Annotated in this window: 17 protein-coding genes; 6 read left to right on the top strand and 11 right to left on the bottom strand. The window is 69.5% G+C overall.

Annotated elements, in window-relative coordinates:
- Nucleotides 1-580: 580 nt before the first annotated feature.
- The 6 genes from ABZ194_RS25175 to ABZ194_RS25150 form a co-directional block, all read right to left on the bottom strand.
- Nucleotides 581-1,597, bottom strand: coding sequence for an oligopeptide/dipeptide ABC transporter ATP-binding protein (locus ABZ194_RS25175; protein WP_355599469.1), 1,017 nt, complete (start codon nt 1,595-1,597; stop codon nt 581-583).
- On the bottom strand, nt 1,581-2,579 hold the full coding sequence (locus ABZ194_RS25170; protein ID WP_355599468.1) for an ABC transporter ATP-binding protein: 999 nt from the start codon (nt 2,577-2,579) through the stop codon (nt 1,581-1,583). The genes ABZ194_RS25175 and ABZ194_RS25170 overlap by 17 nt, the downstream gene beginning before the upstream one ends.
- 4 nt (nt 2,580-2,583) lie before the next feature.
- A complete protein-coding gene (locus ABZ194_RS25165) occupies nt 2,584-3,528 on the bottom strand; it encodes an ABC transporter permease (protein WP_355599467.1) in 945 nt (314 codons plus the stop codon).
- Nucleotides 3,521-4,450: an ABC transporter permease gene (locus ABZ194_RS25160; RefSeq protein WP_355599466.1), complete on the bottom strand. Its 930-nt coding sequence runs from the start codon at nt 4,448-4,450 to the stop codon at nt 3,521-3,523. Before ABZ194_RS25160 ends, ABZ194_RS25165 begins: the two co-directional genes overlap by 8 nt.
- A 69-nt stretch (nt 4,451-4,519) precedes the next feature.
- Nucleotides 4,520-6,136 (bottom strand): ABC transporter substrate-binding protein, encoded by a 1,617-nt coding sequence (locus ABZ194_RS25155; protein WP_355599465.1) that lies wholly within the window; start codon nt 6,134-6,136, stop codon nt 4,520-4,522.
- Complete coding sequence (locus ABZ194_RS25150; protein WP_355599464.1) at nt 6,133-8,202, bottom strand: prolyl oligopeptidase family serine peptidase; 2,070 nt, start codon at nt 8,200-8,202, stop codon at nt 6,133-6,135. The genes ABZ194_RS25155 and ABZ194_RS25150 overlap by 4 nt, the downstream gene beginning before the upstream one ends.
- 118 nt (nt 8,203-8,320) lie before the next feature.
- Here ABZ194_RS25150 and ABZ194_RS25145 point away from each other — a divergent pair, with 118 nt between their 5' ends.
- Complete coding sequence (locus tag ABZ194_RS25145; RefSeq protein ID WP_355599463.1) at nt 8,321-8,821, top strand: MarR family transcriptional regulator; 501 nt, start codon at nt 8,321-8,323, stop codon at nt 8,819-8,821.
- A 173-nt stretch (nt 8,822-8,994) separates the two neighbouring features.
- On the opposite strand, the gene ABZ194_RS25140 is transcribed toward ABZ194_RS25145, so the two are convergent.
- Nucleotides 8,995-9,357: an arsenate reductase family protein gene (locus ABZ194_RS25140; RefSeq protein ID WP_355599462.1), complete on the bottom strand. Its 363-nt coding sequence runs from the start codon at nt 9,355-9,357 to the stop codon at nt 8,995-8,997.
- A 12-nt stretch (nt 9,358-9,369) separates the two neighbouring features.
- Nucleotides 9,370-10,029 carry a GTP cyclohydrolase I FolE gene (gene folE, locus ABZ194_RS25135; RefSeq protein ID WP_355599461.1) on the bottom strand — a complete coding sequence of 220 codons (660 nt, stop codon included), beginning with the start codon at nt 10,027-10,029 and terminating at the stop codon, nt 9,370-9,372.
- A 124-nt stretch (nt 10,030-10,153) separates the two neighbouring features.
- Here folE and ABZ194_RS25130 point away from each other — a divergent pair, with 124 nt between their 5' ends.
- Together ABZ194_RS25130 and ABZ194_RS25125 are read left to right on the top strand one after the other, a co-directional pair.
- A complete protein-coding gene (locus ABZ194_RS25130) occupies nt 10,154-10,876 on the top strand; it encodes a helix-turn-helix domain-containing protein (protein WP_355599471.1) in 723 nt (240 codons plus the stop codon).
- Nucleotides 10,877-10,880: 4 nt separating this feature from the next.
- A complete protein-coding gene (locus ABZ194_RS25125; protein WP_355599460.1) occupies nt 10,881-12,122 on the top strand; it encodes an FAD-dependent oxidoreductase in 1,242 nt (413 codons plus the stop codon).
- 124 nt (nt 12,123-12,246) lie between these two features.
- On the opposite strand, the gene ABZ194_RS25120 is transcribed toward ABZ194_RS25125, so the two are convergent.
- The 3 genes from ABZ194_RS25120 to ABZ194_RS25110 all read right to left on the bottom strand — a co-directional run bounded on the left by ABZ194_RS25120 (nt 12,247) and on the right by ABZ194_RS25110 (nt 17,758).
- Entirely contained in the window at nt 12,247-13,026 is a 780-nt protein-coding gene (locus ABZ194_RS25120) for a hypothetical protein (protein WP_355599459.1), read from the bottom strand.
- Nucleotides 13,027-13,481: 455 nt separating this feature from the next.
- Nucleotides 13,482-15,731, bottom strand: coding sequence for a family 2 encapsulin nanocompartment cargo protein terpene cyclase (locus tag ABZ194_RS25115; protein WP_355599458.1), 2,250 nt, complete (start codon nt 15,729-15,731; stop codon nt 13,482-13,484).
- Between the two features lie 167 nt (nt 15,732-15,898).
- Nucleotides 15,899-17,758: an APC family permease gene (locus ABZ194_RS25110; protein WP_355599457.1), complete on the bottom strand. Its 1,860-nt coding sequence runs from the start codon at nt 17,756-17,758 to the stop codon at nt 15,899-15,901.
- A 393-nt stretch (nt 17,759-18,151) separates the two neighbouring features.
- On the opposite strand from ABZ194_RS25110, the gene ABZ194_RS25105 reads away from it, so the two are divergent.
- The 3 genes from ABZ194_RS25105 to ABZ194_RS25095 all read left to right on the top strand — a co-directional run bounded on the left by ABZ194_RS25105 (nt 18,152) and on the right by ABZ194_RS25095 (nt 21,547).
- Complete coding sequence (locus ABZ194_RS25105) at nt 18,152-18,793, top strand: class I SAM-dependent methyltransferase (protein WP_355599456.1); 642 nt, start codon at nt 18,152-18,154, stop codon at nt 18,791-18,793.
- Nucleotides 18,794-19,022: 229 nt separating this feature from the next.
- A complete protein-coding gene (locus ABZ194_RS25100; protein WP_355599455.1) occupies nt 19,023-19,673 on the top strand; it encodes a class I SAM-dependent methyltransferase in 651 nt (216 codons plus the stop codon).
- Nucleotides 19,674-19,984: 311 nt separating this feature from the next.
- The gene (locus ABZ194_RS25095) at nt 19,985-21,547 is read left to right on the top strand and encodes a hypothetical protein (RefSeq protein WP_355599454.1); all 1,563 of its coding nucleotides are present in this window, start codon (nt 19,985-19,987) and stop codon (nt 21,545-21,547) included.
- Nucleotides 21,548-21,702: the final 155 nt, after the last annotated feature.

The raw sequence follows: 21,702 nt of genomic DNA, 5'->3' as shown, positions 1-21,702 counted from the left end.
CGCCGTGCGGCGAATCGCCTGCCCCTGCCCTGCTCCGCAGGGATCCGATTCCTCCCCCACCTGAAGGCGGGGGTCTCCTCGGAGGTTTCCTATGACCGAGACGGACCCGGAGAGCACGTCCGGTGAGCCTCCGGCTCAGGTGGCGGACGACCGGGAGGGCTCCGCGGGTGCGGACGCGCCGACCGGCATAGATCCCGAAGGACCCACGCCACACATTCCCGATGATCGTAAGGGGGCGGCGGAGTCCGGTGCCACGGCTGCGGGAAACGCCGGACGCGACGCGGAGGACCCTGGGCGGCGCGGGGGATAGGCCACTTCGCGGGGTGACCGGACGGGCACGACCTGCCGGCCTGGCAGCGGGTTTGGATCCGTTCCCGGCGGGTGCCCGCGGGCCGGCCCCCTGTCGACCGTCCGCGCCGGTCGGCCGACGAGCGGATCACGCTGCTTCGGCGGCCTGCCCGGCTTCTCGCGGTAAGGGGGAATGTCGCTGTTCGGTCAAGTAGTGACCGAGTCCGACAACGATTGCCTCATGCCCACATCGGCGAACGCCACCGACCCGCGTCATCAGGTCGGCAGAGGCTCAACGCGGATCCTCCCGGGTGGGTTGTGAGGTGTCACCGAGCCGTAGACACGCGGCTTCGTGGCCGGGGGAAACGGGATCGAGGGCCGGGATCGTGGTCGCGCACTCGTCCATCGCGAGCCAGCAGCGGGTACGGAAGGCGCAGCCGCTTGGCGGGTTCGCGGGACTTGGAACCTCCCCGGTCAGGACGATCCGCTCGCGCGCCTCGCGGACGGCCGGGTCGGTGACCGGAGCCGAGGAGAGCAGGGCCCGGGTGTACGGGTGCTGCGGTCGCTCGTAGATCTCCTCGGTCGGACCCTGCTCGACGATCCGGCCCAGGTACATGACGGCGACGCGATCGGCGATGCTGCGTACGACGGCGAGGTCGTGCGAGATGAAGACGTAGGACAGGCCGAGCCGCTCACGCAGGTCGCGGAAGAGCTCAAGGATCTGGCCCTGGACCGACACGTCGAGGGCCGACAGCGGCTCGTCGCAGACGAGGACCCGCGGGGTGACCGCGAGCGCTCTCGCGATGCAGATACGCTGGCGCTGGCCGCCGGAGAACTCGTGCGGGTAGCGGTGGCGGTGTGAGTCGTTCAGACCGACCATCTCCAGCAGTTCGGTCACCCGCCTGGAATGGTCGCGCGCCGGAACAAGGTCTGAATGGATCCGGAGCGGTTCGGTGAGGAGCTGCTCGACGGTCATCCTCGGGTTGAGTGCCGAGTACGGGTCCTGAAGGACGATCTGGATCTGCCGGCGGATCTGCCGATCGGTGCGACGGTTCCGTCCCCAGCCGAGGCCGTTCACCTCGATCGAACCTTCCGTCGTCGGCTCAAGATGGGTGAGCAGGGATGCGAGCGTGCTCTTGCCGCATCCGGACTCGCCGACGAGCGCGAGGCACTCCCCGCGGACGAGGTGCAGGTCGACACCGTCGACCGCCTTGATCGCGCCCTTCGCGCCGAGAAGCCCCGACTCCCGGATCGGGTAGTGCTTGACGAGGCCGGTGCCTCGGACGAGGACGTCACTGGGCGAGGACATGCTGCACCTCCGTGATGCGCAGGCAGGCCGCCGCGCGGCCCGGCTCCAGGGACTCAAGCGCCGGCCGGGTGGCCGTGCAGTCGGCTGCCGCCAGCGGACAGCGCGGGGCGAAGAGACATCCCGCGGGGCGGTCCGCCGGATCGGGCAGGCCGCCCGGGATCGGCCTGCGGGCACCGGGCTGCTCGATCCGCGGCACCGAAGCGAGCAGCGCCCGGGTGTACGGGTGGTGAGGGGCGGCCAGCACCTCGCGGGCCGGCCCGGTCTCCATGACGGAGCCGGCGTACATGACGACGATGTGGTCGGCGATCTCCGCGGCGACGCCGATGTCGTGGGTGATGAAGACGAGCCCCGCGCCCGCGTCGGTGAGCACCCTGAACAGGTCGAGAATCCCCTTCTGGACCGTCACGTCGAGCGCGGTCGTCGGCTCGTCCGCGATGAGCAGCCTCGGCTCCAGCGTGATCGCCATCGCGATGACGATCCGCTGGCGCATCCCGCCCGAGATCTGGTGTGGGTAGCTGCGGGCTCGGCGCTCCGGATCCGGGATGGCGACCCGGCGCATCAACTCGATCGCCCGCGCGCGTGCCTCCGTCTTGGAGAGCCCCTGGTGGACGCGGAACATCTCGGCGATCTGATCACCAACCCGCTGGACCGGGTTGAGGGCGCTCAGCGAGTCCTGGAAGACCATCGCCACGTCGCGGCCGCGGGCCGCGCGCATCGCGGCCGGGTCGGCGAGCAGGTCGACGCCGCCGAGCCGGATCGACCCGGCCGTCGTCCGCGCGGTCCCTTCGAGCAGGCCCATGACCGCCTTGGCCGTGACGCTCTTGCCCGAGCCCGACTCGCCGAGGACGACGACGCACTCTCCCGCTCGGGCGGTCAGGGACAGGTCCTGCACGGCCTGGACGGGCTCGCCGCGGCGAGCCCGGAACTCGACCGAGAGCCCTCGGATCTCAAGGAGCGGGGTCTCGGACGCTGGCATCGTCATCACGTCACCGGCTCTTCGGGTCGAGGATGTCGCGGACGGCGTCGCCGACGAGGACGAAGCTGAGGACCGTGACGCACAGGAACAAGGACGGGTAGATCAGCAGGCTCGGGTTGCTGTTGAAGTAGCTCTGCGCGGTGTTGAGCTGGACACCCCACGAGATCGTGGGTGCCCGAAGGCCCACCCCGAGGTACGTCAGGCTCGCCTCACCCGCGATGATCCCGCCGACCGTGAGGCTCGCGAGGACGAGGACCGGGGCGAAGGCGTTCGGCAGGATGTGCCGCACCATGATCCGCAGGTCCGACGCGCCGAGCGCCCGCGCGGCCTTGACGTAGTCGAGTTTCCTCGTCGCCAGGACGCTCGCGCGCATGACCCTGGTCATCGTCGGCCAGCAGAAGGCGGCCATCGTTCCCGACACCGCCCAGATGCCGTGCGAACCGAGCGCCGTGAGGATGACGATCGCCGCGAGCATGAAGGGGAAGCCGTAGAAGACGTCGATGCCGCGCCCGAGAATGGTGTCGATGATGCCGCCGTAGTAGCCGGCGACGAGACCGAGCGCCATCGCGACGAGCGTCGACGTCACCGTGACGACGATCGCGATCGTGATCGAGGGCCGTGCTCCGTAGATGACCTGGGCGTAGAGGTCGCACCCTTGGATGTCGAACCCGAAGGGGTGCCCCTCCCCGGCCGGCAGGCCGCTCCGGTTGAGGTCGCAGGCGAGCGGGTCGCCGTGACCGAAGAACCCCGCGATCGGACCCGGGAACGCCGCGATGACGGCGAGGAGCAGGACGAGGGTCCCGGGCACGGCGAACCGCGGCCGGGTCACCAGGTCCAGGAGCATCTGCCGGGTCGGGGACACCGACCCGCGGGACGGCCGGCCGGACCCCGCACCCGCGGGGGGACCCGGCTCCGGGGTACGTTCGGAGGCCATCGTCGTGGTCGGGTCACTCATAGCGGATCCTTGGGTCGAGCACGCCGTAGATGACGTCCACGACGAGGTTGGCGGCGAGGAAGATCAGGACCAGCAGAGTCGAGATCCCGACGACGACAGGCCCGTTCTGCTGCTTGATGCCCTCGAAGATCTGGAAGCCGAGGCCGGGGATGTTGAAGATCCCCTCGATGATGACGGCCCCGCCGAGCAGGCCCCCGAGGTCGATCGCGAGGTAGGTGACGACGGGGATGAGAGAGTTGCGCATCGCGTGGTTGACGATGATCCGCCGCCGCGGCAGCCCCTTGGCGATCGCCGTCCGGATGAAGTCGGCCGACAGCGTCTCGACGAGGCTCGTCCGCATGAGCCGGGCCGTCGTGGCGAGACCGAGGATCCCGAGGACGAGCGCGGGGAGTATGTACGAGGTCGGCCAGCCCTCCTCGGTCCCGGCGACGGGGAACCAGCCGAGGTTGATCCCGAACAGGATCTGGGCCGTGTAGCCGATGACGAAGATCGGGACCGCGAAGGCGAGGATCGTCCCGCCGAGAACGGTGTAGTCGACCGGCCGGCCCTTGCGCAGACCCGCCCAGAGCCCGAGCGGGATGCCGACGACGATCTCCAGGGCGAAGGCCGTCAGCCCGAGCTTGGCCGTGGTCGGCCAGCTCTCCGCGATGATCGCCGACACCGGGCGGCCGGTGAAGTCCTCCCCGAGATCACCCTGGAGCAGCCCGCCCATGTACTTGAGGTACTGCACCGGCAGGCTGTCGTTGAGGTGGTAGCGCTCTCGCAGCGCCGCTTCCACCGACGCCGACATGACGTGCTGGCCACCGGTCAGCGCCTGGATCGGGTCGCCGGGCAGGGCGAAGACGACGAGAAAGATGAGGAACGTCGCGCCGAGCGCGACCGAGAGCGCGAGCAGCACTCTGAGCAGGATGTATCGGGTCATGTGATTCCCTGCGGTGGGGCCGCGCCGGGCGCCTGTCGCCCCACCGTCTCCGGTAGTGGGATCAGATCGTCAGTTCGAGGCGACGGTGACCTGGGTGAGGTCGCCGAGGCCGTTGACGCCGACCTGAACGTCCTGCACCTTCTTCGTCCAGACAGCGGTGTAACGACCGAAGTAGAGCGGAGCGATCGGAGTGTCCTTCCACATCTCCCTCTCCGCCTCGGCGTAGATCGGGAGGCCGTTCTCAAGGGAGGACGCGTCCGCCTTCGAGACGAGGTCCTCGACGACGGGGTTGGAGTACTCCGTCTCGTTGGCGATCCCGGCCTTCGTCACGAGCGGGGAGATGAAGTTACCGATGTGCGGGAAGTAGGCGCCCCAGTAGTAGAGGAACGGCCCCTCGGCCTTCTTGCCCTTGACCGTCTCGGTCAGCTGGGCGTAGGGCAGGGTCTCGAAGGAGATGTCGGTGATCCCGAGGTTCGCCCGCAGCTGGTTGGCGACGGCCTGGAGGGTCTGGTCGTTCGTCCCGTACTGGCTCGCGTAAAGCTTGAGCGGGCCGCTCCAGCCGCCGGCCTGCGTGAGGAGCTCCTTGGCCTTGGCCGGGTCGTGGACACACGCGGTGCAGGTGTCCGCGGTCGCGCCGACGGCCGAGGAGGGGGCGATGCTGCGGGCCGGGTCGCCCGAGCCCTTGAGGATCGACTTGGTCAGCGCGTCCCTGTCGATCGCCATGGAGATCGCCTCGCGGACCCGGACGTCCTTGAACCGCTTGTCCCACGAGGGGAACGCGAAGTAGTTGAGGTTCGGGATCGTCGCGACCGCGAGGCGGTCCTTGAGCCGGGTCTGGGCGTCGGAGAGCCGGTCGGGCGGCACCGGGTAGACGATGTCGGTGTTGCCGGCGAGCAGGTCGTTGTAGGCCGTGGCGTAGGACGTGTACGGCTTGAAGACGATCGAGTCCGCCTTGCCCGCCGGACCTCCGTAGTTCTCGTTGCGCACCACGGTCAGAGGCTTGTTCGCCTCGTACTTGCCCTGCACCTTGTAGGGACCGTTGCCGACGGGGGCGGCGTCGAAGCCCTTCGGGTCGTCGAAGGCGGCCTTGGGCAGCGGCGCGAAGTTGTAGCTCGCGATGACGTAGGGGAACAGGCCGTACGGCTTGGTCAGCGTCACCTCAAGCGTGTTCTCGTCAACGACCTTGACGCCGGAGAGCTCCTTGGTCTTCGGCTTGCCCGACGCCGGGTTGAGCGCGTCGTAGCCCTTGAAGAGGGCGAAGTTCGAGTTCTGCACCCAGGCGTTGGGGCCGAACGCGGTCGCGTTCCACGCGTCCGCGAAGTTCTGCGCCGTGATCGGGTCTCCGTTGGAGAACTTCTGCCCCGGCTTCAGCTTAATCGTCCACACCTTCTGGTCCGAGGACGTGACCGACTCGGCGGCGCCGGGGCGGATCTCCCCCGACTTGGCGTCGATCTTCAGAGGGCCGGTGAACAACATGGACCCGGTATAGAAGGACCACGTGTTGCCGGGGGTCAGGTGTGTCGGGTCGGTTCCCGCGATCGAGAAGGTGCCCCCCGAGGCACCCGTGGTCGCGCCACCGCTGCTCTTGGGGGCGGTGGATCCGCCGTCCCCGCAGGACGCGAGGAGAAGCGCTGCCAGGGTCGCACCGACGGTGAGACCTAGCCGGGGCATGGCCGTACGAGTCATGCTGGTTCCTTGTCGTTGTTCCAGAGGCTGAGGTCGGCCGGCATCGGTAGCGCCAGTGCGGCGGCGGCGAAGGCCAGGACGGCCGTCCGCTCGTCGATCCGTTCGGCCAGGGTGCGGCCGGCTGCGTGTCCGGCGTTGTGCGCGACGCGCATGAGTACCTCGCCGCTCCCGGACTGGGCGTCCTGCAGGGCGGCGGTGAACTTGTACGAGTGCGGGCCGGGCGGGACGCGATCATCCCGATCCGCGGTCAGTACGAGAGTGGGGGGGTACGCCGTGTCCTCGACGATACGGTGCAGCGGCGAGTGCGCCTCCAACGCCGACCGCTCCTGAGGGACGTTCACGTCGCCGAACTCGCACACCCACGCGTGACCGACGGTGAACAGGTGGAAGCGGAGCAGGTCGAAGACGCCGACCTCGGGGATCGCGGCGCCGAGCAGGTCCGGCCGCTGGGTCAGGACCGTGCCGACCATGAGGCCGCCGTTGGACATTCCGTTGAGGGCGACCTGCCGAGGCTCCGACCAGCCCTGCCGCTCGAACCACTCGGCACATGCGATGAGGTCGTCGATCCCCTTCTGCTTGCTGGTCTTCTGGGCCGCGACGTGCCACTCCTCGCCGTACTCGCCACCGCCGCGGATACCCGCGTAGGCGAGGACACCGCCGGCGTCGAGCCAGGCCCGGTGCCAGCCGGCGTAGCCGGTCGTGAGGAAGGGGACCGAGTATCCGCCGTACACCGAGAGGAAGACCTTCGCGGTCCCCTCCGGGCGTGGGCCGGCCGGGCGGATGATCCGCATCGGGACCTGTGTGCCGTCGGCACTCGTGACGTGGACCGTCTCGACGACGACGTCGCCGCGCGAGGGCAGGGCACTGTGGTGGAGGACGATTGACTCCCCCGTGGCCACGTTGTGACGCAGGATGCCGGTGCCCGGCTCGGAGTCGCAGCGCTCGACGTGAAGGTAGACCGCCTGCTCGTCCTCGGCGACCGACAGGTCTCGGACGGTGGCCTGCTCCGGGATGGGCACCTCGCGGCCGGGGCCCCCGCCGAGCGGGGTGACCGTGACCTGGCTGCCCCGCTCGGTGTGCCGGACGGTTACCACCCAGTCCGGACCCAGCTCGGCGGAGCCCAGGTCGATCGACCTCGTGGACTCGTCCACGATCACGCGCTCGCTCCCGTCGCGCCGGTCGATCGCCACGACGCGGCCGTTCACGGCCTCGCGGAGGTCGTGGCAGATCAGCTCGTCGCCGACCATCCCGAGGAAGTGGATCGGTCCAAGGCCGTCGACGACCGTCTGCCACGGTTCGTCCGACCCGGCCGGACGGATGAGAAGACGGGCCGGCACGACCCCGATCTGCTCCTGGACGACGAGCCAGCGCCCGTCCCGGGAGACATGGGGCAGGGCCCAGTCCGGGCCGGCCGACTCGTGGATCACCTCGTCGTCCGTCTGCGCGGTGCCGAAGCGGTGGAGCTTGATTCGCGGGGCGAGGTTGAGCGAGAGGAGGTCCTCGTCGGCGCCGGGATCGGCGAAGGCGGGGTAGGCGAGGGCGTCGCCGCCGAGCCAGCCGAAACGTGGCCACTTGATGCCGGTCAGGACATCCGGCAGGTCCACGCCCGTTCGGGTGTCCCGGAAGCGAACCGTCAGCCAGTCGGCGCCGCCTCTGGCCGTCCCCCAGGCGAGGACGGTGCCGTCGGGTGAGAGGGAGTACGCCGCGATGGCCTCGGTCGGATCACCAAGCGAGGTGGAGGCGACGATGCGGCGCTCCCCGCGGGCGTCGGTGATCCACAATGACGGGCGCTCGTCCCCGGCCTCCTGGCGGGAGTCGACCATGACCCCTTGGCGGACCTGCGGTATCCAGCGGGCGGGAACCGTGAGGAGCTGTTGGAGCCGGGCCTTGAGCGCGGCCGACTCGGGCATGGAATCGAGACGTTTCCTGCAGTGCTCGTCCTGCTCACGCGCCCAGGCGACCACGGCGGGCGTGTTCTGACCCTCCAGCCACTCGTAGCGTGACACGTGGTCGCCCTCGGGGTGCGCGACGGGTCGCTCAGGTACGCGGCCGCCGGATTCGTCCATGGGTCCTCCTTGGTTGCGCATCAGTATTGTTATCACTGAGATTTCGGTCAATACCGAAATCTCGGAAAGACGGTAGCATTTGAGAACTTGGCGACCGGAAGGAGGGAAGGAGGACCAGATGGCCACGGAACGTGACGACGCCGCCGCTCGCGACTTCGTCGAAGAACTCGGACTGCTCGTCGAAAGCACGGGCTGGATGCCGCGGATCGCCGGCCGTACCCTCGGATGGCTCCTGCTCGCACCCGAACCACAGAGTCAGGCCGACCTGCGCGACGCCCTCCAGGCGAGTGGAGCGGCGATCTCGACCGCGACCCGCCTGCTCATCGCGCAGGGCTTGGTGCAGAAGGTGTCCATACCCGGCCGCCGGCAGACGTACATGAAGGTTCCGCCTGACATCTGGCACATCATGGAGAGCGAGGGGCTGCGGACGGTGCGGCGCTATCGTGCCCTCGCCGAAGGGGCGCTGGTAGCGCTCGGTGAGGGTGACCGCGCCGCCGAGGAGAACCTCGCCCGCATGAGTGCGTACTTCGGTATCGTCGAGAAGCGGATCCAAGCGGTCCTCGCTCAACTCGACGAACAGCTTGTGGGCCGGCCCGACGTGAGCCGGGAGACCCTCTAACCCTCCAGCCGTGGGGTGCGATCCTCACGTTCCGTATTCGGCGTACCGTCGGCAGCGGCTGAGCGGAGCGCGGGCCCGGTGCGGTCGACGCCGGTGTGACCGGCCCGGAAGGGAGAACGCCCTGTAGCGATCGGCGAATTCCAGGGCGTTTTTCGATCGGAAGGGGACGCCTCTCACCGGCGTGGCAGTAGCGAGCGGACGGCCTCCTCGGTCCGGGCGACGACGGCCGGTCCGTCTTCGGCGGTGATGATGGGGCGCTGGATGAGGATCGGATGGGCGGCCAGGGCCTGGATCCAGCGGTCACGGCTCGCGGGGTCGCGGGGCCAGCCGGCCAGGCCCAGCTCGGCGGCCGAGGTCTCGCCGGTCCGGGTGATGTCCCAGGGTTCGAGGCCCAGCCTGGTCAGCACGTCGCGGATCTCCCGCTCGCCGGGCGGGTCGTCCAGGTAACGGCGGACGGTGTAGGCGGCGTTCTCGGCGTCCAGGACGGAGAGCGCGGAACGGCATTTGGAGCAGTCGGGGTTGATCCAGATTTCCATGTGACCTTTCCTTCACGGGGTGGAACGGCGGGTGAGGGCGAAGAACTCGCTGCGGGAACGCGCGTCGTCGCGGAGCGTGCCCAGCAGGGTGGAGGTGACGGTGCAGGACCCGGGGGCCTGGACGCCGCGCAGGGTCATGCAGGTGTGGTCGGCTTCGATGACGACACCGACGCCTTTGGGATCCAGCTGGTCCTCCAGCCAGTCGGCGATCTGTTTGGTGAGACGTTCCTGCACCTGGGGCCGGCAGGCGAAGTACTCCACGATCCGGGCGAGTTTCGACAGGCCCACGATGCGCCGGCCGGGCAGGTAGCCGACGTGGGCGATGCCCACGAAGGGCAGCAGGTGGTGCTCGCATACCGACCGGACGGGGATGGCGCGGACCAGGACGAGCTCGTCGTACTCCTCGTCGTTGGGGAAGGTGGTCAGCTCGAAGGGGCGCGGGCTGAACAGCTCGGCGTAGGCGCGGGCCATCCGGCGGGGCGTTTCGCGCAGGCTCTCGGTGTCGGTGGAAATACCGAGGGCGTGCAGGAACAGCTCGGCGGCGTGTTCGGCCGCGACCAGGTTCACCCCGTTGCCGGGGTGGACCACTCGCACAGCGGTGCGGGCCGAAGGGTGGGCGTGGTGCTGGCTCACGTCGACGGCCTTTCGGTGTGGGGTGACCGGACTGGACATGCCCTACCTCCTATTTCACCAACAAGTGTTAGTCATATTCGCATGACACGTCAATGATCCATGAAAAATGGGCGAGCTCTTCTATTTAGCCAATGAGGGTAGGTGTTATCCTGGCGGGGTGACCATGGAGGAGCCCATCCGTGCGGCCGTCGCCGTGCTCAGCGACGATCTGCGGCTGCGCATGTACGACTTCGTCCGGCGGTCGGACCGTCCGGTGACCCGGGACGAGGCCGCCGAGAGCGTCGGGATCTCCCGGAAGCTCGCGGCCTTCCATCTGGACAAGCTGGTCGCCGTGGGGCTGCTGTCAGCAGGGTACGCCCGGCCGGGCGGACCGCACCGGGTGGGCCGTATGCCCAAGGTGTACGAGCCCACCGATCTCGACCTTCAGATCAGCATCCCCCGGCGTGAGCACGGCCTGCTCGCCGACATCCTGCTCGACTCCGTCCGCGGCCGGCGGCCTGAGGAGAGCGGGCGGGAGGCCGCGCTACGCGTGGCCCGAGACCGGGGCCGTGAACTCGGCGAGGCCGAGCGCGACGAGACGAAGCCGGGGCGGCTGGGCGCCGAGCGCGCCCTCACCCTCGCCGGTCGGACGCTGGAACGCCACGGCTTCGAACCCGCGCGTGTCACCCCGACCCTGGTGCGACTGCGCAACTGCCCGTTCCACCCGCTGGCGGCCAAGGATCCCGGCCTGGTCTGCGCGATCAACCATGCCTTTCTCGCCGGATTCCTCGACGGCCTCGGTGCCACGACCCTCAACGCCGCCCTGGTCCCCCGGCCGGGCGCCTGCTGCGTCGAACTCGGCGCGGCCGTACCGCCCCCGCCCACCACGAACCCGACAGGAGCATGACGTCATGTCCGGACCCACCACATTCGTGATCGCGGGCGGCGGCCTCGCCGCGGCCAAAGCCGCCGAGACCCTGCGTGAGCAGGGCGCCGACGGCCGGATCCTGTTGATCGGTGACGAGCCCGATCTGCCGTACGAGCGGCCGGCGCTCTCCAAGGGCTATCTGCAGGGAAAGTCGGCGCGAGAGAAGATCTTCGTCCATGACGGCGCCTGGTACCGCGACCACGCCATCGAGTTTCGCCCGGGCACCGCGGTGACCGGCATCGACCGCGGTGGCCGCCGGGTCACCCTGTCCGACGGCGAACAGGTCGGCTACGACAGGCTGCTGCTGGCCACCGGCGCCACACCCCGCCGCCTGCCCGTCCCGGGCGCGGATCTGGACGGCGTGCTGTACCTGCGCACCGTGCGGGAGAGCGAGCGCATCCGCGACACCCTGGCCGCGGCCTCCCGGGTCGCGATCATCGGCGCCGGCTGGATCGGCCTGGAGGTCGCCGCCGCGGCCCGGGCCGCCGGGGTGTCGGTGACCGTCCTGGAGGTCGAGCGGCAACCGCTGCTCGCGGTGCTCGGCTCCCGGATCGCGTCCGTCTTCGCCGACCTGCACCGCGGTCACGGCGTGGACCTGCGGCTGGGAACGCGGGCCGCCGAGATCGTCGGCGAGCACGGGAAGGTGAGCGGAGTACGGCTGGCAGACGGCGCCCACCTCGACGTGGACGCCGTCATCGTCGGCATCGGCGCGATCCCCAACACCGATCTCGCGGCGGCGGCCGGGCTGAAGGTCGACAACGGCGTACTGGTCGACGCCGGCCTGCGCACCTCGGACCCCGACGTCTTCGCCGCCGGTGACGTCGCCAGCGCCTACCACCCGCTGCTGGGCACCCACATCCGTGTCGAGCACTGGGCCAACGCCCTCAACCAGCCCGCCGTCGCGGCCCGCGGCATGCTCGGACAGGAGGCCGTCTACGACCGGCTGCCCTACTTCTACACCGACCAGTACGACCTCGGCATGGAGTACAGCGGCTACACCCCGCCCGGCCACAACGACGACGTCGTCGTCCGGGGCGATCTCGGCTCCCGCCGGTTCATCGCGTTCTGGATCAAGGACGGCAGGGTGGCGGCCGGCATGAACGTCAACACGTGGGACGTCACAGACCAGATCCAGGACCTGATCCGCTCTGGCCTCCCCGTCGACCGCGACAGGCTCGCCGACCCCGGCGTCCCGCTGCCCCAGACCGCGCTCCAGAGCGGCTGATGATCGTCTCCGGGCGGCCGTGGGTGCCGGAGCCGCTCTCCGCATGGGAGAACAGAGCGGTTGATTCGGGACCCGCGGTCCGATTTCCCGGGGGTGGGGAAGGCGGGTGGGCTGCCGGCGGGGGTCAGCCCACCTTGGCCACCTGGTGGGCGGGCGGGATCTTGACCACTACCCTGGATCCCCAGCCGCTGTAGTAGGTGTTGGCCTCGGCGCCGCCGCCGAGCACACCGCCGGCGCTGTCCTTGGGGCGCACCCACTTTGTGAACAGCCGGGCGATCTGGCCCCTGCCGTTCAGCCAGATCCACCAGGAGACCCTGACGTCGGACTTTCCGAACGCCTCCCGGCAGGCGAGTGACACCGCGCACAGTGATTTCGTGGTGACGACGCCGGAGTAGCGTGTGGTGAGGACGCCGCGGACGATCTGGCCCGGGGTGGCGGTTCTCCTGGTGGTCAGGACCCTGTGCAGGGTCGCGGGCTCGAAGATGTCGACGCTCTGCTCGGAGAGCTGGTACGGCTTGAGCCTCAGGGACGAACTGCGGGCCCAGGTCTTCCCCGCGGGAAGCATCTCCGACCACACTCCGCCCGAACCGTAGGTGACGTCGCCGACGACGCGGAACGTGAACCTCTTGCCGCCGGCGGCGACCCGGGTGACCTCGCCCGCGATGGGTCTCCCCACCCCGAACCCCAGGACGCCCCTTACCTGGAATTTACTCGTCGGCTTGTTCGGATCGTCGCCCGTCCAGACCTTCGACGTTTCCGCGATGGATACTCCGTGCCCCGGGACCAGCAGCCTCCCCAGCACCGCCGTAGGGCCGATCATTGTGGTCAGGGTCGCCTGCGGCGGGGAGGTGAGCGTTGCCAGCGACGCGACCGCCGTGACCAAAAAGGCAGGTGAGAACGCCATTTGTGACACCTTCCATGGAGAGAGTGGACAGAGCGAACCCTGGGAGTTCTCGCTGAACACCGCGACCCGCCGTCACAGATCAACGGGCTGTGACCGCCGGTTAACGTGAGCGGAGAGGGGCTGACTGTGGCTGTTTACCACCGGCCCGAAACATAGGTTAACCATCCGAAGCGCCACGATCTATGCAATTCGGAAATTGGCCACTGTCCATGATTTATGCCCCGTTCCATTATTTATTCGCTCCGGAGAAAACGCTTCCGTCCGGATTGATTGACAAGGAAGAGGCTTTGGGTCGCACTCCGGCGGCTTCGCCGGTTCCGCCACTCCCAACTGCGAAAACGCCCCGAAGCGGTTAAGCTTCGGGGCGTTTGTATTGACGTTAGATGAAAGATGGTTTTTGTTCTATTTAGGGCATTTGCCCATCTTGGTGATCCGCTCCGCGGGTGGAGCCGTGATCACACCCTCCGCCCCCCGGCCGCTGTCGCGATCCGCACCGCCGAAGTGCCCAGACCGGCGGGCAGGAACGAGAAATCCCGCGGCGTACCCGAGGCCCGGGTACGCCGGAGCTCGGCCTCGGTGTAGCGCACGCACTTGCGGTGCCACTCCAGGATTCCCGACATCCACTCCTTGAGGTCGTCGGCGTGGCGGGTGAGAATCACGCGGACCGCCTCGTCCAGGGCGAAGTCGTCGAACAGCGCCGGCAGGTCGTTGGCGACGATGTGCTCGAACTGCCGCATCCGCGCCGTCATCAGATCGGCCACGACGTCCCTGGCCTTCCACCGGTCCACGCCCAGGAAGTTCTCCACGACCAGGACGAGGTTGTGCAGCTCCCCCTCGAACTCGATCTCCTTCTGGTAGGAGAACAGGTCGTTGGTGAAACAGGCGTAGTCCTGAGCCGCGGTGTCCAGCTCGCGGATGACCCGGGTCTGGTAGATCTCCGCGGGGATCACATCCGAGTGCGCGAGCCGGGCCAGGCTCATCGTCATGTCCGACCCGAACGTCTTGCGGCGCATCTCGATGTAGTCGATCGGATCGGGAACGCGGTGCTGTGCCTGGTTGGTCAGCTCCCACACCCAGCTGGAGGTCATGTCCTCGACCGACTTGCGGAACTGGCACCGGGCGGTCATCGTCATCGGCTCCGCGGTGCGCCGCCACAGGTCCGCCAGGCCCCGCTCGATCGGATTGGCCGGCTCCGGGGTGGCCGTCCCGGCGTCCAGCGGCATGAACGCCGACAGCCGTTCGTTGCAGAGCTTCGCCGCCACCAGGTCGCGGGTCGCCCCGAACACCACGGGGAAGTAGTCGTCACCGTACGTTCCCCAGGCCAGCCAGTCCGAGGAGAGGTTGAGCTGCTCGGGGCTCGCGTCGGCGTGGATCATCGCGGCGCAGTGCGCGAAGTCGAAGCCGATGAAGCGCCGCTCGTCCCACACCGCGCCGGTCTCCACCCCGGGCAGCGAGTCGAACATGCCCATCTCCCGCGCCCAGCCGACCGCGTAGTGTCGTGCGGCGTCCAGGTGGGGGCTGGTACGGATCGGGTAGGGCATGTGGAAATCCGGCAGCGGCAGGTGTCCCACCGGCTGAAACGGCGGGCGGGAATGGCTCTGGGACCTGCGCCGCAGGCCCAGCCTGGCCGGGGAGAGCGCCGGGCCGGCCGCCGAGGTGCCCAGGCCGGTCGGACCGCCCAGCATGCCGGTGGCGCCCAGGACGGCGCCGTCGTTCATGTAACGGCTGGACCTCGCGTGCCACTCGTGTCCGCCGGCCTGCCAGTCCTGCAGTCCCTTGACGTAGGCGGCCACCCCGGCCTGCTCGTGCGCGGGCACCGCGTGCTCGGCCAGCAGGGCCGGAACCTCGATCAGCGTCGTGTTCTCGAACTGCTGCAGCCGGGAGGTCAGCAGGTCGTTGACCAGCTCGGCGGCCTCCTGCGTCGAGCAGTCGAAGAACCGCTCGAAGACCAGCACCGCGTTGGAGTTCTCTCCCTCCTCCTGGACCTCCCGCTGATAGGAGAACAGGTCGTTGCGCAGGTGCACCGCGTCCGAGAAGGTGTCCGACAGGACCCGCATCGGCCTCGCCCCGGCGAGTCCGTCGGGGATCTCCGCGTGGACGGCGTACTCGACGAGGTTCGCCGACCAGGGCGCGCCGCCGACCCTCCGCCGCATCTGCACGTACTCGATCGGGTTGGCGATCCGGCCGCGGTCGATGTTGTCCAGCTCCCACATCGACTCGACCATCAGGTTGTGCGTGCTGGTGATGAAGCGCTGCCGCCACCCCGGTGACATCGCCGGAACCGTACGCTCCCACAGGTCCTTCAACCCCGCCTCGGCCGCGTTCGTCGGCCTCGGCGGCGTTTCCCCGTCCGCGGTCATGAACAGTTCGAGGTGGTCGAGGTAGGCCTTCGCCCCCGGCAGGTCGCGGGAGTACTTGAAGTGCTCAAGGAAATGGTCGTCGAAGAAGAACACCCAGACATACCAGTCGGTGATCAGGTCCAGGGTGGGGCCGTCGCAGTCCGGATGGGTGTAGGCGCACATCAGCGCGTAGTCCATCCTCGCCAGCGCCGCGTCGTCCCAGACCACGCCGCCTCCGGGCTTGGGGGCGTCGAGCATGCCCATCCGCCGGGCCCAGGCCGCACTGTGCTCACGGGAGCGTTCCAGATGGGGACTGAGCCTGGCCGGATACGGTGTGTAGAAGTCGGGCAGTGTGAAAGCCTGCATGAGCGCGCCTACTTTCTTGAACCGACCGTTATATTTTACTTACGGTAATAAGGTTGGCACTTAAGGTACTGCACCGCGAGGTTCAGCCGGGCGATATTCCCTGAACGTCCCTCCCCCGCCGAGGGCGCCGCGGAACAGGCGGACACCTGACGGCCCGGAGCGCGAACTCAAGGGGTCGGCCGCTCCCGGTGGCCGGTACGGGGTGCCCCGGCCGTGTGCGCTCCGACGCGGAAACGCATGCGGCACACCACCGTGTCGGTACGGCGGCGCAGCGCCCCGGCCAGCACGGCGCCCCGCTGGTTCTGCAGCACGCGCTGCCAGGCGTGCTCCGGCTCGACCTCGGCGATGAGCACGAACACGTGCGTCTCGGGGACGCGCCGGAGATAGTCGATGAGGGGTTCGGCCAGCCGCCGATGGGCGTCGAAGAGCCGCACCAGCTCGACCTCGGGGTGCCAGCGCTCCCAGTCCTCGACGAAGTGGCGGGTCTCCCGCTCGTCCTCGGAGTGGGTGACGTTGACCGCCACCACCCGGTCGCCGAGCGACAGCGCCGCGGCCAGCGCGTCGCGGGTGAGCCGGTTGACCGCGTGCACCGGAACCACCACCAGGGACCGGCGCGGCCGGGGCGGCGCGGGGGTCCTGCCGAGCTCCAGGCGCTCGCCGATGCGGGTGTAGGCGCGGTTGACCCACTGCATGGCCAGCACCGTCACGGGGAGCGTGACCACGATCAGCCAGCCTCCCTCGGTGAACTTGGAGGCCGTGACGACGACGGCGGCGACGAGGGTCAGCAGCGCGCCGAAGCCGTTGAGCGCCGCGCGCCACCGCCAGCCGGTGGGCCTGTCGGTGACCCAGTGCCTGACCATGCCGGCCTGGGAGAGGGTGAAGCCCACGAAGACGCCGATCGCGAAGAGCGGCACCAGCAGGTTCATGTCGCCCCGCGCGGCGACCAGCAGCAGAGCCGAGGTGAGGGTGAGGAACGCGATGCCGTACCGGTGCACGTGCCGGTCGGCGCGGAGCGCGAACACGTGCGGCAGGTTGTTGTCCCCGGCCAGGAGCTGGGCCAGTACCGGCAGACCGCCGAAGGAGGTGTTGGCGGCCAGCCCGAGCAGTATCACGGTGGAGAACTGCACCAGGTAGAACAGCGGTCCGTCGCCGAGTGCGGCCTGGGTGACCTGGGCGAGCACGGTCACGCCCTCGACGGGGGCGACGGCGAACTTGCCGATCAGCGCGGCGATGCCGATCAGCATGATCGCGAGCAGCGCGCCGAGCGCGACCTCCGCCCGCTGCGCGCGCCTGATCCGCGGCCTTCTGAACGAGGGCACCGCGTTGGCGATGGCCTCCACGCCGGTCAGTGAGGCGCAGCCGTTGGCGAACGCCTTGAGCAGCAGGAGGACGCCGACCGTCTGCAGGCTCCGCGCCTGCGCTCCGTGTTCGGCGACGGTCACGGGTTCGGTGCGGATCAGACCGGCCACGATCACCAGGAGGATGGCGCCGATGTAGATCGCGGTGGGGGCGATGAACGCGCGGGCGCTGTGCGCGATGCCCCTGAGGTTGATCCCGGTGATCAGAGCCAGCACCGTCAGGCAGATCCAGACGGTGTACGGCAGGAGCCCGGGGAGGGCCGAGGTGAGCGCCGCGACCCCGGCGGACACCGACACCGCCACGTTGAGCACGTAGTCGACGATCAGGCTCGCCCCGGCGACCAGGCCGGCCCGGCGCCCCAGGTAGGTCTTGGCCACGCCGTACGCGCCGCCGCCCTCGGGGAAGGCGGCGATGACCTGCCGGTAGGACAGGGTCAGTACGGCGAGCAGCGCCGCGATGGTCAGCGTGACCGGGATGGTGAATCCGAGGCCGGTGCCACCGGCGAGGGCGAGGACCAGCACGATCGCCTCGGGACCGTACGCCACCGAGGCCATGGCGTCGAGTGAGAGCGCGGCCAGGCCGCCGATCACGGTCAGCCGGTGTCTGTCGCCGGTGACGGAGGGCTTCTTGGCCGCCGGTGCCGCGGCAGGAGTCTTAACTGCGGACATCAGTCCTCCTGTGAGGGATACCTCCTCATCGTCACTCTGGGAGGAGCCCCTCCTGTGGTTCCATACACCCCCTTGACGGGAAAAGGCGTCATCTCAACGCATTTAGGACGCCTGTCGCAGGGCGGGGGGCGGCGGCCTCCGAGAGCGCTCACCCACCGGCGGCTATCGGGCCCGATTCCGCCCGAAGGTGACCCGATGGCTCTCATCGGGCTCGTCCCCCGGCCCGGGGGCTGACACGATCACCCGCGTGCTGACACGATTCCTTCCTGAGAATGTGTCCGGCGCGTCAGGGAAGCGCGGTGATTGGCGGATATCCCGTAGAGGAGTCGTCAAGATGCTCCACACCGTCGCCCCGAGTGGAGATAGTCGGAATACACCCACTAAGGATTGCTGATGATCACCTTGAATGACGATCAGCCGCCCGATACCTGGTCGGACCTTGGGCCGGGCATGGAGCAGTTCCACCACCCCCGCCCCGTCTCCCGCGGCCGACGTCCCACCCCCGCCAGAGAGTCCCTGATGGCCGGGCTGTCCGGCGCGGTGGTCGAGATCGGGGCCGGCGACGGAGTGAAGTTCAGGTTCTACCCCGCCGAGGTCCATGAGATCACCGCGGTGGAGTCCCACCCGATCCTGTGTGACACCGCCCGCCAGGGCTGTCAGGGGGCGCGCGTCCCGGTCCGCGTGGTGACCGGCACACCCGGCGCCCTTCCCATCCCGGACGGATCCGCGGACGCGGTGGTCTGCTCGCTCACGCTCTGCTCCGTCCCGCGGCCGGACGAAGCGCTCCGGGAGATCATGCGCGTGCTCAGACGCGGCGGGGAGTTCCGCTTCTACGAGCACATACGCTCGGCCAACCCCCTCATGGCACTGGCCCAGCGGCTGGTCGGCCCCATCTGGTCCCGGGCCGCCGGCGGCTGCCGTCCGGCCCGTGACCCGGTGCGCTCCATCGTCGCGGCCGGTTTCGTCCTCGACAGGATCGACCGATCCGACTTCGACCGCATCCCCCACGTGCTGGGCGCGGCGCGCCGTCCCTGAACTCGGCTGATCCGGCACCACCTCACGGCCCCCGCCCATTCCCGAACACGAGACTCCCGAACACGAGACCCCTGGGCGCGGGGCGGTGGCGCGGGCGGAACGCGGGTACGGAGAACCTCGTCGGCCGCCAAATCCTGCCGACCGGCAGCCGCCGTCTCGGCGACCCGCCGACCCGCCGTCTAGGTGGATCCGGGGGATCCGGGGGACCGGCGGCGCGGAGGGAGAAGCCGTGCCGGAAACCCGCGTCAACCATCCGATTTTCGCCCGGTTCTACGCCCGGCTCAGCCAGGCGATGGAACACCGGGGGCTGGCCGAGCGGCGTCAGAAGCTGCTGGCCGGGCTGTCCGGCCAGGTGATCGAGGTGGGGGCCGGAAACGGCCTGAACTTCGCCCACTATCCGCCCGCCGTCACGCGGGTGCTCGCGGTGGAGCCCGAACCCCGGCTGCGCCGGCTCGCGCGGACGGCCGCGGGCGCGGCCCCGGTCCCGGTCGAGGTGGTCGACGGTCTCGCCGACCGGCTCCCGGCCGAGGACGCGACCTTCGACGGCGCGGTGGCCTCGCTGGTGCTGTGCTCGCTGCCCAACCCCGACTCGGCGCTGCGGGAGATGTACCGGGTGCTCGGACCGCGCGGGCGGCTGTGCTTCCTGGAACACGTCCGTGCCGAATCGGCCGGAATGGTCCGGGTGCAACGACTGCTGGACGCCACGGTCTGGCCGCTTCTGGCCGGTGGCTGTCACACCGGCCGCGACAGTGTCGCGGCCATCGAGCGAGCCGGGTTCACCGTGGATCGGCTGGAGAGGTTCATGTTCCCCCGGGTTCGCACCCCGGCCTCCTTCTTCGTTCTCGGCACCGCGTCACGCGCGCCGGCCGTTGCCGGCTAGGACGGTGACCGCGCGGCGTGTCCGGCACCGGGGCTCCGGCGAAATTCGCAGATGCCGCAGGAACCCCCGAACGCATCCGTACGGCTCACGCCCGGCCAGGCCCATGCCGGGGCCGAATTCGGTCGAGATCTTCTCTGGAGTCTGTCCAGGCAGGTCAACGTCCCGCCAAGCGTTGGCACTGCCCCGTCCGCCCGTGCACGTGTCGCGTGTCCCGGGCCGGGCGGTCAGGCGACTCTGCACCGGTGCCGGTGCCGATTTCTCGCGGCCCGGCGAATGGGGGCAGTTCGCTGCCGGAGGAGAGGAAGTCGATCATGAAGCACATCCGACGGATGTGTTACCCGGTCGCCGCGCTGGCGATGGCGGCCGGACCGCTGACCCTGTTCGGCGTGGTTCCGGCCGACGCCGCACAGGCCGATCCGGTTCGGACGGCGCTGCGCGCCGGACCGGACCCGGCTTCCTGCCCGGAGCGGGTGGCGCTGGTCAACGGAGGCTTCGAACGGCCGCCCGTCACCGGTGGCGCCGTCAACTTCTTTCCCGACGCCTCGCAGCCGGGTCCGAACTCGGTGCCCGGCTGGCTGACGACCGCCGGCGACCACATGATCGAGCTTTGGAACGGCCCGCCCAACCCGACCAGCACCCCGCCCGCCGAGGGCAGGCAGTTCGCCGAGTTGAACGCGAACGAGGTCTCGACCCTCTACCAGGACCATCCGACCACCCCGGGGGCGAGGCTGTACTGGCGGCTGTCGCACCGTGGACGGCTGGGCGTCGACACGATGGCCCTGGACATCGGCGCGCCCGGCTCGCCCGTACAGCAGCAGGTCATGTCCGACGGCACCACCGCCTGGGGCACCTACAGTGGCGTCTACACCGTGCCCGCCGATCAGACCGTCACCAGGTTCGGCTTCCGCTCCATCTCGGCGGCCGGTGGGAACCGGGGCATCGGTAACTTCCTGGACGGCGTCTTCTTCGGCACCGCGCCCTGCGTCGTCGTCACCAAGGACGCGATCCCCGACGGCCCCGTCGATGTCGGAGACGTGGTCACCTACCGGCTGACCGCGAAGAACAAGGGGGGTGGAGCGGCGGAGAACGTACGGCTCACCGACGCCATCCCGGACGGAACCACCTACCTGCCCGGTTCGCTCCGGGTCGTGGACGGCCCCAACACCGGGATCAAGACCGATCGGCCGGGCGACGACCAGGCGGAATTCGTCTCCCGGGGAAACAGGGTCTCCTTCACGCTGGGCGGCGGCGCCACCGGTTCGGCGCCCGGCAGCCTGCCCAACACCACCGCCCTGCCGGACGGCACCACGGTGGAGTTCCGGGTCAGGGTCGACCGGGCCGCCGCGGGCAGGCAGGTCGTCAACCAGGGCGCCGTCACCTACGACAACCTTCTCGGCCCCACCCCTGATTCGCTGGTCTCGACCTCCGGTGAGGCGGTCACCAGGGTCAACCCCGCCGTCGACCTGAGCGTGGTCAAGTCCGCCGACCTGACCAGGACCACCGTCGGTCAGACGGTCACCTACCGTCTCGCCGTGCGCAACGCGGGCCCCAACGACGCCCGCGGGGTCACCGTCAAGGACGCGCTGCCGGCCGGTCTCTCCCTCGTCTCGGCGACGCCCTCGGCCGGTGACTACGACCCGGCCACCGGGACATGGACGGTGGGCGGACTCGCCAAGGGCGCCACGGCCATCTTGACGATCCGCGCCAAGGCCACCGGGGCCGGGAAGAAGACCAACACCGCCACGGTCAGCGGTGACGAGAAGGACCTCGACCCCGCCAACGACACCGACAGTGTCAGGATCTGCGTCGACCCCGCGCCCACGTGCTCGAAGTGCACCCCCACCTGGTGCGCGACCTGCACACCGCGGACGTAGCGGCGAACCAAGGAGTGATCTCCGACCGGCCGGTCGGTCCGGGGCTGTGAGGTTCCGGACCGGCCGGCCCGGAACCGCGGGATTTTCCACCGGACCACCGGACCACCGGACCACCGGGCCGCTGGACCGTTGAGCCGTCGGACCACCGGACCGTT

The organism is Streptosporangium sp. NPDC006007 (assembly GCF_040614315.1).
GTDB lineage: Bacteria > Actinomycetota > Actinomycetes > Streptosporangiales > Streptosporangiaceae > Streptosporangium.
Note: the sequence above shows the minus strand (reverse complement) of the source record. Positions and strands in the feature narration are given on the sequence as shown.

Excerpts from the sequence above, each read along its gene's own strand:
- ABZ194_RS25175 (WP_355599469.1), bottom strand. The coding sequence starts at position 1,597 with ATGTCCTCGCCCAGTGACGTCCTCGTCCGAGGCACCGGCCTCGTCAAG.
- ABZ194_RS25170 (WP_355599468.1), bottom strand. The coding sequence starts at position 2,579 with ATGACGATGCCAGCGTCCGAGACCCCGCTCCTTGAGATCCGAGGGCTC.
- ABZ194_RS25165 (WP_355599467.1), bottom strand. The coding sequence starts at position 3,528 with ATGAGTGACCCGACCACGACGATGGCCTCCGAACGTACCCCGGAGCCG.
- ABZ194_RS25160 (WP_355599466.1), bottom strand. The coding sequence starts at position 4,450 with ATGACCCGATACATCCTGCTCAGAGTGCTGCTCGCGCTCTCGGTCGCG.
- ABZ194_RS25155 (WP_355599465.1), bottom strand. The coding sequence starts at position 6,136 with ATGACTCGTACGGCCATGCCCCGGCTAGGTCTCACCGTCGGTGCGACC.
- ABZ194_RS25150 (WP_355599464.1), bottom strand. The coding sequence starts at position 8,202 with ATGGACGAATCCGGCGGCCGCGTACCTGAGCGACCCGTCGCGCACCCC.
- ABZ194_RS25145 (WP_355599463.1), top strand. The coding sequence starts at position 8,321 with ATGGCCACGGAACGTGACGACGCCGCCGCTCGCGACTTCGTCGAAGAA.
- ABZ194_RS25140 (WP_355599462.1), bottom strand. The coding sequence starts at position 9,357 with ATGGAAATCTGGATCAACCCCGACTGCTCCAAATGCCGTTCCGCGCTC.
- folE (WP_355599461.1), bottom strand. The coding sequence starts at position 10,029 with ATGTCCAGTCCGGTCACCCCACACCGAAAGGCCGTCGACGTGAGCCAG.
- ABZ194_RS25130 (WP_355599471.1), top strand. The coding sequence starts at position 10,154 with ATGGAGGAGCCCATCCGTGCGGCCGTCGCCGTGCTCAGCGACGATCTG.
- ABZ194_RS25125 (WP_355599460.1), top strand. The coding sequence starts at position 10,881 with ATGTCCGGACCCACCACATTCGTGATCGCGGGCGGCGGCCTCGCCGCG.
- ABZ194_RS25120 (WP_355599459.1), bottom strand. The coding sequence starts at position 13,026 with ATGGCGTTCTCACCTGCCTTTTTGGTCACGGCGGTCGCGTCGCTGGCA.
- ABZ194_RS25115 (WP_355599458.1), bottom strand. The coding sequence starts at position 15,731 with ATGCAGGCTTTCACACTGCCCGACTTCTACACACCGTATCCGGCCAGG.
- ABZ194_RS25110 (WP_355599457.1), bottom strand. The coding sequence starts at position 17,758 with ATGTCCGCAGTTAAGACTCCTGCCGCGGCACCGGCGGCCAAGAAGCCC.
- ABZ194_RS25105 (WP_355599456.1), top strand. The coding sequence starts at position 18,152 with ATGATCACCTTGAATGACGATCAGCCGCCCGATACCTGGTCGGACCTT.
- ABZ194_RS25095 (WP_355599454.1), top strand. The coding sequence starts at position 19,985 with ATGAAGCACATCCGACGGATGTGTTACCCGGTCGCCGCGCTGGCGATG.